This is a genomic window from Bradyrhizobium sp. MI1.4, assembly GCF_055811315.1.
In genome coordinates this window covers 41,625-56,835 of sequence record NZ_JBVVPP010000007.1, presented here as the reverse complement: position 1 = coordinate 56,835, position 15,211 = coordinate 41,625, and the positions used below count along the sequence as shown (strand labels likewise).

14 protein-coding genes are annotated in these 15,211 nt (G+C 62.8%); 10 read left to right on the top strand and 4 right to left on the bottom strand.

Annotated elements, in window-relative coordinates:
• The first annotated feature begins 128 nt into the window (after nt 1-128).
• Nucleotides 129-521 carry a RidA family protein gene (locus AC0L23_RS10380; RefSeq protein ID WP_026232871.1) on the top strand — a complete coding sequence of 131 codons (393 nt, stop codon included), beginning with the start codon at nt 129-131 and terminating at the stop codon, nt 519-521.
• A 41-nt stretch (nt 522-562) separates the two neighbouring features.
• A complete protein-coding gene (locus tag AC0L23_RS10375; RefSeq protein ID WP_473356840.1) occupies nt 563-1,267 on the top strand; it encodes an L-2-amino-thiazoline-4-carboxylic acid hydrolase in 705 nt (234 codons plus the stop codon).
• A 326-nt stretch (nt 1,268-1,593) separates the two neighbouring features.
• Here AC0L23_RS10375 and AC0L23_RS10370 read toward each other — a convergent pair whose 3' ends face one another.
• The 4 genes from AC0L23_RS10370 to AC0L23_RS10355 all read right to left on the bottom strand — a co-directional run bounded on the left by AC0L23_RS10370 (nt 1,594) and on the right by AC0L23_RS10355 (nt 5,712).
• Nucleotides 1,594-2,622: an ABC transporter permease gene (locus tag AC0L23_RS10370; RefSeq protein WP_026232870.1), complete on the bottom strand. Its 1,029-nt coding sequence runs from the start codon at nt 2,620-2,622 to the stop codon at nt 1,594-1,596.
• A 12-nt stretch (nt 2,623-2,634) separates the two neighbouring features.
• A complete protein-coding gene (locus AC0L23_RS10365) occupies nt 2,635-4,137 on the bottom strand; it encodes a sugar ABC transporter ATP-binding protein (RefSeq protein WP_446481777.1) in 1,503 nt (500 codons plus the stop codon).
• Nucleotides 4,138-4,143: 6 nt separating this feature from the next.
• Nucleotides 4,144-5,166: a sugar ABC transporter substrate-binding protein gene (locus AC0L23_RS10360; protein ID WP_018455066.1), complete on the bottom strand. Its 1,023-nt coding sequence runs from the start codon at nt 5,164-5,166 to the stop codon at nt 4,144-4,146.
• A gap of 141 nt (nt 5,167-5,307) precedes the next feature.
• Nucleotides 5,308-5,712 carry a globin gene (locus AC0L23_RS10355; protein ID WP_018455065.1) on the bottom strand — a complete coding sequence of 135 codons (405 nt, stop codon included), beginning with the start codon at nt 5,710-5,712 and terminating at the stop codon, nt 5,308-5,310.
• Between the two features lie 476 nt (nt 5,713-6,188).
• Between AC0L23_RS10355 and AC0L23_RS10350 the strand changes: the two genes are divergently transcribed.
• The 8 genes from AC0L23_RS10350 (at nt 6,189) to AC0L23_RS10315 (ending at nt 15,174) form a co-directional block, all read left to right on the top strand.
• Nucleotides 6,189-6,563 carry a DUF2946 family protein gene (locus AC0L23_RS10350; RefSeq protein WP_085394838.1) on the top strand — a complete coding sequence of 125 codons (375 nt, stop codon included), beginning with the start codon at nt 6,189-6,191 and terminating at the stop codon, nt 6,561-6,563.
• Nucleotides 6,564-6,647: 84 nt separating this feature from the next.
• Complete coding sequence (locus AC0L23_RS10345) at nt 6,648-8,855, top strand: TonB-dependent receptor family protein (RefSeq protein ID WP_456654121.1); 2,208 nt, start codon at nt 6,648-6,650, stop codon at nt 8,853-8,855.
• Between the two features lie 134 nt (nt 8,856-8,989).
• Nucleotides 8,990-9,508, top strand: coding sequence for a copper chaperone PCu(A)C (locus AC0L23_RS10340; RefSeq protein WP_085353308.1), 519 nt, complete (start codon nt 8,990-8,992; stop codon nt 9,506-9,508).
• Between the two features lie 32 nt (nt 9,509-9,540).
• The gene (locus tag AC0L23_RS10335) at nt 9,541-10,059 is read left to right on the top strand and encodes a YcnI family copper-binding membrane protein (RefSeq protein ID WP_162496494.1); all 519 of its coding nucleotides are present in this window, start codon (nt 9,541-9,543) and stop codon (nt 10,057-10,059) included.
• Nucleotides 10,059-11,621, top strand: coding sequence for a copper resistance CopC/CopD family protein (locus AC0L23_RS10330; protein WP_085353304.1), 1,563 nt, complete (start codon nt 10,059-10,061; stop codon nt 11,619-11,621). Before AC0L23_RS10335 ends, AC0L23_RS10330 begins: the two co-directional genes overlap by 1 nt.
• Before the next feature lie 153 nt (nt 11,622-11,774).
• The gene (gene proS, locus AC0L23_RS10325; RefSeq protein WP_085353302.1) at nt 11,775-13,094 is read left to right on the top strand and encodes a proline--tRNA ligase; all 1,320 of its coding nucleotides are present in this window, start codon (nt 11,775-11,777) and stop codon (nt 13,092-13,094) included.
• A gap of 90 nt (nt 13,095-13,184) precedes the next feature.
• A complete protein-coding gene (locus AC0L23_RS10320) occupies nt 13,185-14,465 on the top strand; it encodes a lipoprotein-releasing ABC transporter permease subunit (RefSeq protein WP_007603606.1) in 1,281 nt (426 codons plus the stop codon).
• A 7-nt stretch (nt 14,466-14,472) separates the two neighbouring features.
• Nucleotides 14,473-15,174: an ABC transporter ATP-binding protein gene (locus AC0L23_RS10315; protein ID WP_085353299.1), complete on the top strand. Its 702-nt coding sequence runs from the start codon at nt 14,473-14,475 to the stop codon at nt 15,172-15,174.
• The last annotated feature ends 37 nt before the right edge of the window (nt 15,175-15,211 follow it).

The following is a 15,211-nucleotide window of genomic DNA, read 5'->3' as shown; positions in this document are numbered from 1 at the left end:
GGGCTCCATTTTGACACTGATGGGCTGTGGCCTTGCAATAGATTTTCTTGCGCTGAACCGCAGCAATGATGCTTTGCGGAGCGGTGATGGCGCCGGATACGGTCCGACCCGCAATCCGGAGAAACCTCGTGCCCCCAGCTCACCTCGTCAGCCACAATCCCGCAACAGTCCATGCGCCTGCCGGCGGCTACTGCATGGGACTTGAATTGACGCAGTATCGCCGCCTGTTGTTCATCAGCGGCCAGGTGCCGGAGAGACTCGACGGCACCGTGCCCGAAGGTTTCGAGGCGCAGTGCGAGCAGGCCTGGCGCAATTTGATCGAGGTGCTTGCTGCCGCCGGCCTTGGCATCGCGCATCTGGTCAAGGTCACCACGTTCCTGACTGACCGCAATCAACTCGTGACCAACCGCTCCATTCGTCGCGCGATGCTGGGCGAACACCAGCCTGCGCTGACGGTCGTGATCGTCGAGACCGTCGACAGCAAATGGCTGCTGGAGATCGAGGCGATCGCCGCGGAGTGAACCAGCCGACTTTGCAATGAGCCAATCATATCGGGTGTCCCATGGCTGAGATCATCCATCCGTTTTACGAAGCGCATCGCGGTGCAATGGAGGCCGCCATGCGCGATCGGCTCGATTTGGCCGAAGCGATGTTGCGTGAGTGCGCGCAACTTTCCGAGATCGACGAGATCAGGCGCGAGGTGATGGACGAGTTCGAAATCGTGCTCATCCAAATGCCCTATGTCGGCGGCGCGGCAAGCCGCATGAGCGATTTCTTCATGCGTCTGTTGGGTTTTATGGCCATCAGCCGGGTGCTGCGGCGCCACGGCGTGCCGGTGCCTGTGATCGGCGAGATCGAGCGGGAAACCTACAAGGCGCAATTGCTCACCGCGCCTGAAGCGGAGCGTCTCGCCTCAGGGCGTCAATTCATGTCGCCGGAGAACCAGGCCTTGCTGCGCGAGCAGGCGGCAAGAAGCGCGACTGAAAGCCATCAGACCGAATTTCCGGAAGATTTCGTCTACGATTTCGTCGAGCCTGATACGGGTGACAGTTTTGAGTTCGGCATCAACTACAAGGCTTGCGGCTTCTGCAAACTCGCGGCGCGCCATGGCGACAAGGACATTTTGCCGAACATCTGCGGGCTCGATTTCGTTGCCTACGCAGCGCGAGGCATCCGGCTGGAAAGGACACAGACGTTAGCGGGCGGTGCGAGCCACTGCAATTTCCGGTTCTCGCGGCTTGCGCCGGATGAGAAAGCGGAGAGCTAAGCCGCGTTCTCATGCTCCGCGATCGAGGTGAGGCTGGATTGCCCCTGCTGTCACGTCGTCATTGCGAGCGCAGCGAAGCAATCCAGAATCTTTCCGCGGCGGCAGCCTGGATTGCTTCGCTGCGCTCGCAATGACGGAGTTTGGGGAGCGACCCTGAGCCCATCCGCGCCCGCTGCCACGATGACATCCTGCTCCTGTTTTGCCCGACGAGTCAAATGCCGCCACGGTCGCAGCTACACAATTTCGGGTTTTTGTAAGTCGTTGAATTCCCTCACAGTCTCTACTGTGCATGGGGTTGTTTTCGCGCTTTTTGTTTTGAGGGGCGGCTATTCCACCGCTTTCTCCCTCAGCCGCTGCGCATAAACATTGATCACCAGCGCTGCCAGCAGGATCAGGCCGCGGATCAGGATTTTCAGGAAGCTGTCGATGTTGACGTGGTCGAGGCCGTTGTTGAGAACACCGAGAACGAAGAGACCGACGATGGTGTTGCCGATGCCGCCGCGGCCGCCGAACAGGCTGGTGCCGCCGACGACGACGGCAGCGATGGAGTCGAGCAGATAGGTGTCGAACTCGTTCTGCTGCGCGCTGCCGAAATGAGCGACACCGAGCATGCCGCCGATCCCGGAGCACACCGCCGAAATGACCATCACCGCGCCGAGGATGAGCTTGACGTTAAGGCCGGAATATTCGGCCGCCTCGCGGTTGCCGCCGACCATGTAGACGTAGCGGCCGAAGCGCGTGTAGGTCAGCACCAGATGTCCCAAGAGCAGCATGATCGCGGCGACGATGACGATCCATGGGATGCCGCCGATCGAACCCGAGCCGAGCGTGGTGATCACGCCGGGCACCTTGTAGGCGATCTGGCCGCGCACCAGCAGCGCCGAGATGCCGGCCGCGATCTGCATCATCGCTAGGGTCATGATGAAGGAGGGGATGCCGATCACGGTCAGCCCCAGCGCATTGACGAGGCCGAGCAACGCGCAGAGCAAAATGGCCAGCAGGATCGCCGCGGCGCCGGGCAGGGGAATGTTGGGAATGTTGACGTAGGATTCCTGGAGCGTGAAGTAGGCGACCGCGATGCCCGTGACGTTGGCGATGCTGGCGATCGAGAGGTCGATCTCCGCGCAGAGGATCACGAAGGTGAGGCCGACGGCGATGATGCCTGTGACGGAGACCTGCGTCAGGATGTTGCCGAGATTGTCCAGCGTCGCGAACGACGGACTGGCCAGCGCGAAGAAGCCGGACAGGAAGATCAGCGTCAGGAACGGGGCGATGTTGCGCATCTGCGAGCGCAGGAAGGGCGCAAGCCCTCGCGTCCGCTGCCCCGCCGCCAAAGCCGTGTCACTGCTTGCCATGGTGCTTCTCCGTCACGCCGCTTCCAGCAGGCGGTCCTTGCTGACCGGCTCGTTCTTGAATTCGCGCACCAATGCGCCGCGCTTGAGCACCAGGATGCGGTCGGCCAGCGACAGCACCGTTTCCGGCTCGGTCGACAGCACGATGATCGCGAGCCCCCTGGCGCGGAGATCACGGACGATGTTGATGACGTCGTTCTTGGCGCCGACATCCATGCCGCGAGTGGGCTCGCAGAGCACCAGCAGTTTTGGCGGATAGGTCAGCCATTTCGCCAGCGCGACTTTCTGTTGGTTGCCGCCGGAGAGCATGCCGAGATCGAGGCCGACCACGGGCGGCCTGATCTGGAGCTGCTCGACCTGGCGCTTTGCGATGTCGCGCTCCTGCGCCGGCTTGAGCAGCAACGCCGAGATGCGATCGAGGATGCTGATCGAGATGTTCTTGTAAACCGGCTCCTGGTGAAACAGCATCGCGCGCCGGCTCTCCGGCACCAGCGCCACCCCGGCGCGCCGCGCCGCCGCCGTGCTCGCGAAGGTCTTGGGCTTGCCCTCGACAGCGAGCGTGCCGCCGTCCGGCTTCAGCTTGCCGAACAAGATGCGCGACAGCTCCTGCTGGCCGCAGCCCATGAAGCCGTAGATGCCGAGCACTTCGCCGGCGCGCGCCTCGAAGGAGATGTCCTTCAGGCTGCGGGCCAGCGACAGCTGGTCGACCCTTAGGACAACCGAGCTGTCGCTCGGTTGGGGCAGCATCAAATCGTCGCTGTAGCTGTGCTCGAGCGCTTCGCCGCCGCGGCCGATCATGGCCTCGATCAGCTCGCCCTTGTTGGTCGCGGCACTTGCCGTCTCCGCGACCTTCCGCCCGTTGCGGAACACGGTGACCGTGTCGGACACGCGCAAGATGTCCTCGATGAAATGCGAGATGAAGACGATCGCCGTGCCTTCCTCGCGCAGGCGCCGCAGGGTCGCGAACAATCGCTCGACCTCGGGCGGAGAGAGGGCGGACGTCGGCTCGTCCAGGATGACGATGCGCGCGCCGGAGAACAGCACGCGCGCGATCTCGATCAGCTGCTGCAGCCCAATCGGGAGGTCGCCGAGCCTGCTCATCGGATCGACGTCGATGCCGAAGCGGGCGAGCTGCTCGCCGGCCTCCCGCGCCATCCGCCGCCATTGCACGAGGCCGAGGGCGTTGGTCGGCTGGTTGCCCAGAAACACGTTCTCCGCAACCGTGAGGTCGGGCGCGACGGAGAGCTCCTGGTGCACCATGGCGATGCCGGCGCTGTGGGCATCGCGGGCCGACCGGAAATGCATCTCCTGTCCGTCGATCAGGAAGCGGCCGGAGAATTCGGTGTGCACGCCGGCGATGATCTTCATCAGCGTGCTTTTTCCCGCGCCGTTCTCGCCGACGAGACCATGGATCTCGCCGGGTGAAAGCGCGAAGTCGACACCACGAAGCGCCTCGACGCCGCCGAAGCTCTTCGTGATGCCCTGCAGTTCCAGAATGGGTGAACGATCCTCTCGCATGGAGGCTCAGATCAGGAAATGATCCTGCATCCACTGCATGCCGGCGGCGTTGGCCTTGGTCACGACCGGACCGTCGGTGACGACGTTCTTCGGGATGCCCTGTCCGCTCTTTTCGCCGCCGGCCACGGCGGAGACGCCCGCAATGATGGCGCCGCCATGAATGCGGCAGGACGGATTGCGCACGGTGGCGAACATGCGGCCTTCGCTGACCGCCTGGATCGCCGGCGGCATCGCATCCACACCGCCGATCAGGATGTTGGTGCGGCCCCGCGCCTTCATGATGTTGGCGGCGGCGAGCGCCATGTCGTCATTGTGGAAGAACGCCGCGTCGATCTGCGGATACTTCGTCAGGTAGGTTTCCCAGAGACGCGCGGTCTTCGACACATCCCAGTCGGCCGGCTGGGTGTCGAGCACCTCGATCCCAGGGAATTGCTTCACGACGTTGTTGAAGCCCTTGGCGCGGCCCTGCGCGCCGGTGTGGCCGAGGGCTCCTTGCGTCATGATGATCTTGCCCTTGCCGCCCATGGCGTTGCACAGCGCCTGCGTCACCGAGGCGCCCATGAACTCGTTATCGGGGGCGAGGAAGGAGTGGACGTTGATCTGGTCGAGCGGCGCAATCAGCGTGTCCATGTCGATCACGGGCGTGCCGGCGTCGATCATCTTCTGCACCGGCTGGGTGAGCGTGCCGATGCCAAAAGCCTGGATCGCGACGAAGTCCCATTTCTGCGAGGCCATGTTGTCGATCGCCGCGCGCTGCTTCACGGCATCGAGCTGGCCGTCGAACCAGGTGACCTCGACATTGAACAGCTTGCCCCAGAATTCCGCGGCCTGCTTGCCCTGCGCGCACCAGGTCGCCTGGAGGCCCGCGTTGGAGAACGCCGCCTTCAGCGGCTTCTCGCTTCGTCCGACTTCGGCTGCAAGGGCGGGGTTTATGCCTATGCTGCCGAGGATGGCAGTCGCGGCGCCGGCGGTTGCTGCCGCCTGAAGAAGATCGCGCCTCGTCGTCGAGAAATCTTTCGTCCCGGACATCGCTCGCTCCCATACAATTCTATCTCGGCGCGTCATTGATTGCGCGACCGATGTTCGAAAGTGTCTCACAAGAGTTGGTACCACTCAATCCGCAATCAACGGCGGGGTCGCCGCGAGCCCGTGTTGGTGCAGCGCAAAGCGTCAGGCCGGGGCGCCGGCGAACGCGTCGATCTCGATGAGCAATCGGTCCCATGCCTGCGCCATGTCCGGCGACCATTCATCGCGGAGAAGATCGCGCAGCGTATCCCTGATGACGGTGAAGAAGGCGATGAACAGCTCGCGCGGCGTGCCGTAGCCATCGTGCGATACGACCTCGCATGTGATCAGCCGGAATTGCCCGCGGCGATCACCGGCGAAGTCGAGAATGGCCTCGATCGTGAGAGCCAGCATCGATCCCATCACGAGTTCGCTGCCTTGGGTGCGGAACATCGCCCGCGTTTCGGGATGCTGTTCGAACAGCCGTTGATAGACGTGTGGCGTGAGATCGGTGCAGCGCGAGGCTGCAAGTTCAAAGCTCTGTTCGATCGGATTGGGAGAAGCATTCATCGGTGCTTTAGCCCCGCAGACAAAAAAAGAGCGGGGCCCTAGCCCCGCTCGAAAATTGTGTCGACCCTATTATCCCCGATTCTAAGATTTGATCTTGATTGGCGGGGCGACGCTGCATTTTGCGCGTCAGGGGCTCCTCCCGAGACTTGGACCACCAGACTTCGACCTCGCGGCCAGCCTGAGCAAAAGGATGCTAGATCAACTTTTCTCACTTGTCATCATTTTCGGCAACGAATGTTCAAAATTCGAGCAATTGACGAAATGATCGGACGGCCGGCCGCATAAGTGTATGACAAATATAAGAAATCTGTGGATGGGCCAGGTCTCGACTGCCTCAAATCCCGGAGGTCCCCTCCCTTGGGCCGGCCGGACCACAGTTTCCGGGGAATTTGCGCGGGACCAAGAAGGCGGCGGAACCGGGCTCGACTTGGCCATCCGCCGGTGTTTAGTTAGTAGACGAACAAACGGTTCGGCGGATGCGCGCACGGCTGCAAAAATTCCTACCTCTGGTCCTGCTTGCCCTAGTTATGCAGGTGCTGGCGCCGATTGCCGCCTGTCTGGCGGCCGGCCAGGCCGTGGCCGATCCGCTGTCCGCCGCCGTCATCTGCCACAGCGCAGGCGAGCAAGGCGGGCTGAACGATCCGGCGGGTACGCCGGTCGCACATGCCGGTACGTGTGCCCTCTGTTGCCTGGCGCAGGTGGGCGCGTCGCCCGATTCGCCGCCGCACGCCGCACTCTCCGTTCCCTTGCGCCACGCCCAGCGCGTGGTGTGGCACGCGGCGGAGGCATTCGCCGGCGCGGCCCATAAGGGTACAAACGCCCAGGCGCGCGCCCCGCCTCAATTTTCCTGACGACTCTCGTGATCGCCGCGGTCCGCCGCAGGCGATTGATGCTGTCGAATGGCCGGAGAGAAAGCCCGGCGTCAGGAATGCCCCATGTTACGTTGTCATGCCCGCCTTGGCGTGAGCGTCGTTGCCATTCAGGCCGCGCTGCTTGCGTCGTCGAGCGGAGCCTTTGCCCAAGACAGCAGCGCAGTGCTGCCGCCGATCACGGTTGAGGCGCCTCACCAGAAGCGTACGCCGGCGGTCCGACCGCCACGCAATTCTGCGCGATCGGCCCGCATCACCCGAAGCCTGCGAACGACCCCATCACCGCAGGAAACCGTGAGCGACCAGAGTGCAGGGGCTCCGGGTGCCCTGACGGTTCTGACTGCTCAACAAGCGCTGGCGGAAATTGACCAGACTCCGGGCGGCGTGGCGCTCGTGTCGGCCGAGGCGTACAGGAACTCGACGCCGTCCAACACGATCAAGGATGTTCTGGATTACGTGCCCGGCGTGTACGCCCAGCCCAAATGGGGCGACGACACCCGCCTTTCGATTCGTGGGTCCGGCCTGTCGCGCAATTTTCATCTGCGCGGTGTGCAGCTCTATATGGACGGCATTCCGATCAACACTGCGGATGGCTATGGCGATTTCCAGGAGATCGATCCGAGCGCCTACAAATATGTTGAAGTCTTCAAGGGCGGCAACGCGCTTCAGTTCGGCGCCAATTCGCTGGGAGGCGCGATCAACTTCGTGACCCCGACCGGCCGCGACTCGTTTCCGCATGGTGTGTCCTTCGATGTCGGAGGATTCGGCTACAAACGACTTCAGGCGAACGCAGGAGGCGTCAACGGTCCGTGGGACGGCTTCGTGACCGCTTCCACGCAGGCCGCAGACGGATTTCGCGATCACAGCTTCGGCTCGAGCAACCGCTTGAGCGGTAATGTGGGCTACCAGTTCTCCGCGGATGTCGAGACACGGTTCTACCTCAATGCCAACGAGGTGCGGCAGCGAATTCCGGGTACCGTGACCAAGATGTCCGCTTTGACCGATCCGGAAGCTGCTGCACCCGCGAATGTTGCGATGGATCAGCAGCGCAATATCGATACTGTCAGGCTCGCCAACAAAACCACCGTTCGTTTCGATGACACCAAAGTCGAATTCGGCGCCTTTGGCGTCGATCGCCATTTGATGCATCCGATCTTCCAGTGGCTGGACTACCGTTACAAGGACTACGGCGGATTCGCGAAGATCACGGATGACCGCACCATTGGCGGCTTCCGCAACAAGTTGGTCGCAGGCGTCAATGTGCTGAACGGCAGCATTGACAACCAGCAGTTCGCCAACATTGGCGGGCAGAAGGGCGCACTGCTTTCTTCCTCGATCGATCGGTCGGAGAATATTTCCGCCTATGTCGAGGACAGCTTCTACGTCCTTCCAAATCTTGCGCTGATCGGCGGCACGCAATTTCTGTACGCGACCCGCAATCGGCAGGATCGCTTCATCAGCGACGGGGATCAATCGGGGGCAACGCGCTTTAATCTCTGGTCGCCGAAAGGCGGTGTGTTGTGGCAAATTGATCCGGCCTGGCAAGCCTTCGCCAATGTCTCGCGGAGTGCCGAGGTGCCGAGCTTCGGCGAAAGCGCGATTGGTCTCGGCATTCCGACGATCCCGTTCACCAGCATCCGCCCGCAGATTGCGACCACGTACGAAATCGGGACTCGCATGAAGCGATCTGATTATGCCTGGGAACTGACGGCCTACCGGGCCAACATTCGCGACGAATTGCAATGCCTCTATAGTACTTTCGGCAATTGCAATGTGACCAATGCCGACCGCACCTTTCATCAAGGCATCGAGGCCGGCGCGAGCGCAGCAATCCTTCGTGACATCTTCGTCAATGGCCCTGCGCCGGACAAGGTCTGGCTGAATGTCGCCTATTCCTTCAACGACTTCCGCTTCGACAAAGATCCGACCTTCGGAAACAATCGATTGCCGGGAGCTCCAACTCACTACCTGCGGGCGGAGCTTCTCTACAAGCACCCTTCCGGTTTCTATGTTGGACCCAACGTCGAATGGGTGCCACAGGCCTACTTCGTCGACAGCATGAACACGCTGACGACAGAGCCTTACGCCCTGTTGGGATTGAAAGCCGGCTTCGACAATGGTGGCCCGATGTCTGCCTACATCGAGGGGCGTAATCTCACCAACAAGACCTACACAGCCAGCGCGAGCATCATCGATCGAGCGACGGCGACGTCAGCATTGTTTGAGCCGGGCACGGGACGGGCAGTGTACGCTGGAATGAGGTATCGATGGTGACGTGCAAATGGGCGCTTGGGCCTATATTCGGCCCGCGGCAGGCCGGCATTCCGAATGCCGATGCTGACGGAAGGTCGTTGTGGAAGAATGCAGGGCCATTCTCGGCCCGATCAATCGCGAAAGAGGCAATCAACATGAAGACTATCGGACGAACTCTCCTTGCAATTTCACTGTTGCTGACCGCCTGTGCCGCCGCGCAGGCCGAGGACATCAAGGCCGGCGATCTCGTCATCTCGCAGGCGTGGAGCCGGGCGACACCAGGCGGAGCCAAGGTGGCCGGCGGCTATCTGACCATCGAGAACAAGGGCACCGTGGCAGACAAGCTGGTCAGCGTTTCCGCCGATATCGCGGGGAAGGCTGAGGTCCACGAGATGGCGATGGACAATGGCGTGATGAAGATGCGCCTGCTCGACAAGGGGCTCGTGATTGATCCCGGCAAGACGGTGAAGTTCGCCCCCGGCGGCTACCACCTGATGCTTCAGGAGCTGAAGGGTCCCTTCAAGCAGGGCGACAAGGTGCCGGTGACGCTTCAGTTCGAGAAGGCCGGCAAGGTCGCCGTCTCCCTCGACGTCCAAGGCGTCGGCGCGCAGGCGCCCGGCGACAGTGGGCACATGATGAAGAAAATGCCTGATCATTCGGGAATGAAGATGTGACCAGCGTGATCTGGACCTTCGGGAGACTCAATATGTCGAAGCGAACCTGGCTGATCTTTCTGGGCGTATTTGCGGCAACGCCAGCGACTGCGCACGTCTTCCTCGAAGGCAAGCAGGCGACAGTGGGGGGATCGTACAAGGCCGTCTTCGCCGTCCCGCACGGTTGCGCGGGCTCGCCCACGGTGAAAATCCGGGTGCAGATCCCGGAAGGCGTGATCGCGGTGAAACCGATGCCGAAGGCGGGCTGGAGTGTTGACGTGGTCGAGGGCAAATACGCCAGCGAATACGACTATCACGGCAACAAGCTCTCCTCCGGCGTCAAGGAGGTGACCTGGTCCGGCGGCAAGCTGCCGGACAAGAACTATGACGAGTTCGTCATGCACACGGCCCTGACCGACACGCTCAAGCCGAACACGATCCTGTACTTCCCCGTCGTCCAGGAATGCGAGACCGGCCTCAGTCGCTGGATCGAAATTCCAGCGGAGGGGGCAGGGCATTCGCATGAGAGCAAATCGCCGGCGCCAGGCGTAAAACTCCTGCCAAAACCCTGATGCGCCTGCTCGCCGCGGTCGCGACGCTGCTCCTCGTTGTCGGTTTCGCGACCGGCGCTTCGGCGCACGCGGCGCTGGTCGCGGTCGAGCCGGCGAGCGGCAGCATGCTCGCGAGCGCGCCGAAGGCGGTGGAGTTGCGTTTCAACGAGACAGTGACGCCGGGCGCGATCCGGCTGATCGACGGCGCAGGCAGGGCGCGGGATGACGTGCGCGTCAGCGCATCGGGCGAGACCATCTCGGTTGCGATGCCGGCGGACCTGCCGCAGGGCACGGCCGTCGTCAGCTATCGCGTGATCTCGCAGGATGGCCATCCCGTCGTTGGATCGGTGATCTTCTCGATAGGCACGCCGACGGGGACGCAACCTCCCGCAAACGCCGATGGCGGATTGAACGTGCTGATCTGGCTGGCGCGGGTCGGTCTCTATCTTGGCGTGTTCGTCGGCGTCGGCGGCGTTTTCTTTGCACGGTGGGTTGCGTGGTCGATGACCGGCATAACTGTTCCGTGCGTGGCGCTCGCCATCGGTCTCCCGAGCGCGGTGGTGTCCCTTGGCGTGTTGGGGCTTGATCTCCTCGGGCTACCGTTGTCGGCTCTCGCGACGATGGCTCCCTGGAAAGTGGCATTCGGGACCAGCGCGGGCCCCGCCTTGCTCGTGGCCGTCGCTGCAATGCTGTTCGCATTGCTGGCGCTAGGCAGCGCGTGGTGCGCGCGCGCTCTGGCCATTATTGCCTTCGTCGGCGTCGGCTTGTCGCTGGCAATGACCGGGCACGCCGCTACGGCACCGCCCGAACTGTTGACCCGGCCGGCAATCTTTCTCCATGGTCTTGGTGTTGCCTTCTGGATTGGAGCCCTCGCACCGCTGGTCGCCCTGTTATCGAAGCGGCCCGCCGTGGCATTGCCTGTCGTGAACCGCTTCTCTCGCCTCGCCGCGCCGGTCGTTGGTGTTCTCGCATTGACCGGCCTCGCGCTCGCCATCGTCCAGCTTGAGAATCCGTCTGCATTGGTCGAGACCCGCTACGGGCTCATCCTCTCGATCAAGCTCGCGCTGGTCCTCGTGCTGTTGGCGCTTGCCGCGCTCAACCGCTTCCGCCTGACCCCGGCGCTGGCGGGAGATCACAAGGCTGCGCCGGCCCTGAAGCGCTCGATCGTGATCGAATGCGCCATCGCGCTCGGCATCTTCGCCGTGGTCGCCGGCTGGCGCTTCACGCCGCCGCCGCGGACGATCGTTCCGGAGACCCCGCTGGCGATCCACATCCATACGGAGAGGGCGATGTTTCAGATCCTGGTCTCGCCGGGTAAGGCGGGTATCGACGATTTCGTCCTGCAGCTCATGACTGGCGAGGGAGCGGTGCTGGAGGCCAAGGAGGTGACGCTGACGCTGAGCCTGCTTGAACGCGGCATCGAGCCGATGGAGCGGAACGCCTCGCTCGGGCCGGACAGCTACTGGCACGTGCGCAAGGTCGAGCTGCCCTTTGCGGGCCGCTGGCATGTGCGGATCGACGCGCTGGTGAGCGATTTCGAGAAGATCACGCTGGAGGACGAGCTTGAGGTGGCGGCGCCCTGAATCGGGCTCTTCGGCACATCACGTCGAATCTGAAGTCGACGGAAAAATGACAGGAATTCCGCTGTGTTAGCGGGTTTTCCTCATTCCCGGTCTTGTGTTTTGGCTCCCAATCCGGTTTCACTGCAAGTCATCACTGATTCCTCGAGTATTGCCATGCGGTTGTCGCGGTTCTTTCTGCCCATTCTGAAGGAAAATCCGAAAGAGGCGGAGATCGTCTCGCATCGGCTGATGCTGCGTGCCGGCATGATCCGGCAGGAGGCCGCCGGCATCTATGCCTGGCTGCCGCTCGGCTTCCGCGTGCTCAAGAAGATCGAGCAGATCGTGCGCGAGGAGCAGGACCGCTCTGGCGCGCTGGAACTGTTGATGCCGACGCTGCAGCTTGCCGACCTCTGGCGCGAGAGCGGCCGCTACGATGCCTATGGCCCCGAGATGCTGCGCATCGCCGACCGGCACAAGCGTGAGCTGCTGTATGGCCCGACCAACGAGGAAATGATCACCGAGATCTTCCGCGCCTATGTGAAGTCCTACAAGAGCCTGCCGCTGAATCTCTATCATATTCAATGGAAATTCCGCGACGAGCAGCGTCCGCGCTTCGGCGTGATGCGCGGCCGCGAGTTCCTGATGAAGGACGCCTATTCATTCGACCTCAACGAGGCCGCGGCGCGCGTCGCCTACAACAAGATGTTCGTCGCGTATTTGCGCACCTTCGCGCGGATGGGGCTGAAGGCGATCCCGATGCGCGCCGAGACCGGCCCGATCGGCGGCGATCTCAGTCATGAGTTCATTGTGCTGGCCGAGACCGGCGAATCCGGCGTGTTCATCAATCGCGACGTGCTGGACCTGCCGGTGCCGGGCGAGGACGTCGACTATGAGAGCGATTTGACGCCGATCATCAAGCAATGGACGTCGGTCTATGCGGCGACGGAAGACGTTCACGACGCCGCGCGCTTCGAGCAGGAAGTGCCCGCGGACAAGCGGGTGAACACCCGCGGTATCGAGGTCGGGCAGATCTTCTATTTCGGCACGAAGTATTCCGAGGCGATGAAGGCGCTGGTGGCAGGCCCCGACGGTGTCGACGTGCCGATCCACGGCGGCTCCTATGGCGTCGGCGTCTCGCGCCTGCTCGGCGCCATTATCGAGGCCTGCCATGACGATGCCGGCATCAAATGGCCGGAGGCCGTTGCCCCGTTCCGCGTGTCGATTCTCAACCTCAAGCAGGGCGATGCCGCGGTCGATGCGGCCTGCGAGAAGCTCTATGCGGAGCTGTCCGCCAAGTGCGTCGACGTGCTCTACGACGACACCGACCAGCGCGCCGGAGCCAAATTCGCCGCCGCCGACCTGATCGGCATTCCGTGGCAGATCATGATCGGGCCGAAAGGGCTCGCCGACGGCAACGTCGAGCTCAAGCGGCGAAGTGACGGCGCCCGCGAGATCATGTCGCCTGCGGACGCGGTCGCAAGACTTGTGGGCTGATAAGGCTGGTCGGCTGAATATTGTTCATCGCCCGAGATCGCGGCCGCCAATCCGGCCACATTTGACCCCGAATCATGGGACTATCGAGCGATGGATGAGACCATGACCGAAACTGTTCAAACCGCGCCTTTTGCGCCATTCGAGTGGATGCTGTCGGCGCGTTACTTACGGGCGCGCCGCAAGGAGGGATTCATCTCGGTCATCGCCGGGTTCTCCTTCCTCGGGATCATGCTGGGCGTGGCGACGCTGATCATCGTCATGGCCGTCATGAACGGCTTCCGCAAGGAGTTGCTCGACAAGATCCTCGGGCTCAACGGCCACATCCTGGTCCAGCCGCTGGAATCGCCGCTGACCGACTGGAAGGACGTCGCCGACCGCCTCAGTCAGGTCCAGGGCATTCGGCTCGCAGCGCCCGTGGTGGATGGCCAGGCGCTGGCGTCATCGCCGTGGAACGCCTCCGGCGTCCTGGTGCGCGGCATCCGCTCCGACGACCTCAACAACCTCACCTCGATCGCCAAGAACATCAAGCAGGGCTCGCTCGAGGGCTTCGATGACGGGCAGGGGGTCGCGATCGGCCGGCGCCTCGCTGACCAGCTGTCGCTGCACGCCGGCGACAGCATCACGCTGGTGGCGCCTAAGGGCGCGGTCACGCCGATGGGCACGACACCGCGCATCAAGCCGTACAAGATCGCCGCGGTGTTCGAGATCGGCATGTCCGAGTATGATCTCGGCTTCGTGTTCATGCCGCTCGCGGAGGCGCAGGCCTATTTCAACCGCAGCAATGACGTCACCTCGATCGAGGTCTTCACCACCAATCCGGATCAGATCGTCGCGTTCCGCCAGGCCGTGACGGAGGCGGCGGGCCGGCCGGTGTTTCTGGTGGACTGGCGGCAGCGCAACTCGACCTTCTTCAACGCGCTCCAGGTCGAACGCAACGTGATGTTCCTGATCCTCACCATGATCGTGCTGGTCGCCGCGCTCAACATCGTTTCCGGCCTGATCATGCTGGTGAAGGACAAGGGCAGCGACATCGCGATCCTGCGGACCATGGGGGCCTCGCAAGGCTCGATCATGCGCATCTTCCTGATCACGGGCGCCTCGATCGGCGTGGTCGGTACGATGGTCGGCTTCATCGTCGGGCTGGTGATCTGCCTGAACATCGAATCGATCAGGCAATTCCTGTCCTGGCTGACCAGCACCGAACTGTTTTCGCCAGAGCTATATTTCCTGTCGAAGCTGCCCGCCGAGATCGACATCGGCGAGACCTCGGCCGTCGTGATCATGGCGCTGACGCTGTCGTTCCTGGCGACGCTGTATCCGTCCTGGCGCGCCGCGCGCCTCGATCCCGTCGAAGCGCTGCGGTACGAGTGAGGGGCTGATGGACCAGCAGGGGGCGGAAGATGTACCGGTCATTTATCTCCACGAGATAAAGCGACAGTACTTGCAGGGCGAGGTGCCGCTGACGATCCTCGACGGCGCCAAGCTCGCGCTGTGGGCGGGCCAGTCCGTCGCGCTGGTGGCGCCGTCAGGCTCGGGCAAGTCGACGCTGCTGCACATTGCGGGTCTGTTGGAAGCGCCCGATTCCGGCGAGGTCTACGTCAATGGCGCGCCGACCTCGCAACTGCCCGACATCGAGCGCACCCAGCTTCGCCGCACCGACATCGGCTTTGTCTACCAGTCCCACCGGCTGTTGCCGGAGTTCTCGGCGCTGGAGAACGTCATGCTGCCGCAGATGATCCGCGGCCTCAAGAAATCCGAGAGCGTCAAGCGCGCCAAGGAGATCCTTGGCTATCTCGGCCTCGGCGAGCGCATCACGCACCGTCCGTCCGAGCTGTCGGGCGGCGAGCAGCAGCGCGTTGCAATCGCGCGCGCGGTGGCCAATGCTCCGCGGGTGCTGTTTGCGGACGAGCCGACCGGCAATCTCGATCCGCACACCGCTGACCACGTCTTCCAGGCCCTGATGCAGCTCGTCAAGGCGACCAAGGTCTCGATGCTGATCGCGACCCACAACATGGAGCTCGCCGGCCGGATGGACCGCCGCGTGTCGCTGTCGAACGGCCAGGTGGTCGAGCTCGAGTAAAAACCGCGAAAACAACCCCATGCACAGTAGCCAAGTG

Excerpts from the sequence above, each read along its gene's own strand:
- AC0L23_RS10375 (WP_473356840.1), top strand. The coding sequence starts at position 563 with ATGGCTGAGATCATCCATCCGTTTTACGAAGCGCATCGCGGTGCAATG.
- AC0L23_RS10370 (WP_026232870.1), bottom strand. The coding sequence starts at position 2,622 with ATGGCAAGCAGTGACACGGCTTTGGCGGCGGGGCAGCGGACGCGAGGG.
- AC0L23_RS10365 (WP_446481777.1), bottom strand. The coding sequence starts at position 4,137 with ATGCGAGAGGATCGTTCACCCATTCTGGAACTGCAGGGCATCACGAAG.
- AC0L23_RS10360 (WP_018455066.1), bottom strand. The coding sequence starts at position 5,166 with ATGTCCGGGACGAAAGATTTCTCGACGACGAGGCGCGATCTTCTTCAG.
- AC0L23_RS10355 (WP_018455065.1), bottom strand. The coding sequence starts at position 5,712 with ATGAATGCTTCTCCCAATCCGATCGAACAGAGCTTTGAACTTGCAGCC.
- AC0L23_RS10350 (WP_085394838.1), top strand. The coding sequence starts at position 6,189 with ATGCGCGCACGGCTGCAAAAATTCCTACCTCTGGTCCTGCTTGCCCTA.
- AC0L23_RS10345 (WP_456654121.1), top strand. The coding sequence starts at position 6,648 with ATGTTACGTTGTCATGCCCGCCTTGGCGTGAGCGTCGTTGCCATTCAG.
- AC0L23_RS10340 (WP_085353308.1), top strand. The coding sequence starts at position 8,990 with ATGAAGACTATCGGACGAACTCTCCTTGCAATTTCACTGTTGCTGACC.
- AC0L23_RS10335 (WP_162496494.1), top strand. The coding sequence starts at position 9,541 with ATGTCGAAGCGAACCTGGCTGATCTTTCTGGGCGTATTTGCGGCAACG.
- AC0L23_RS10330 (WP_085353304.1), top strand. The coding sequence starts at position 10,059 with ATGCGCCTGCTCGCCGCGGTCGCGACGCTGCTCCTCGTTGTCGGTTTC.
- proS (WP_085353302.1), top strand. The coding sequence starts at position 11,775 with ATGCGGTTGTCGCGGTTCTTTCTGCCCATTCTGAAGGAAAATCCGAAA.
- AC0L23_RS10320 (WP_007603606.1), top strand. The coding sequence starts at position 13,185 with ATGGATGAGACCATGACCGAAACTGTTCAAACCGCGCCTTTTGCGCCA.
- AC0L23_RS10315 (WP_085353299.1), top strand. The coding sequence starts at position 14,473 with ATGGACCAGCAGGGGGCGGAAGATGTACCGGTCATTTATCTCCACGAG.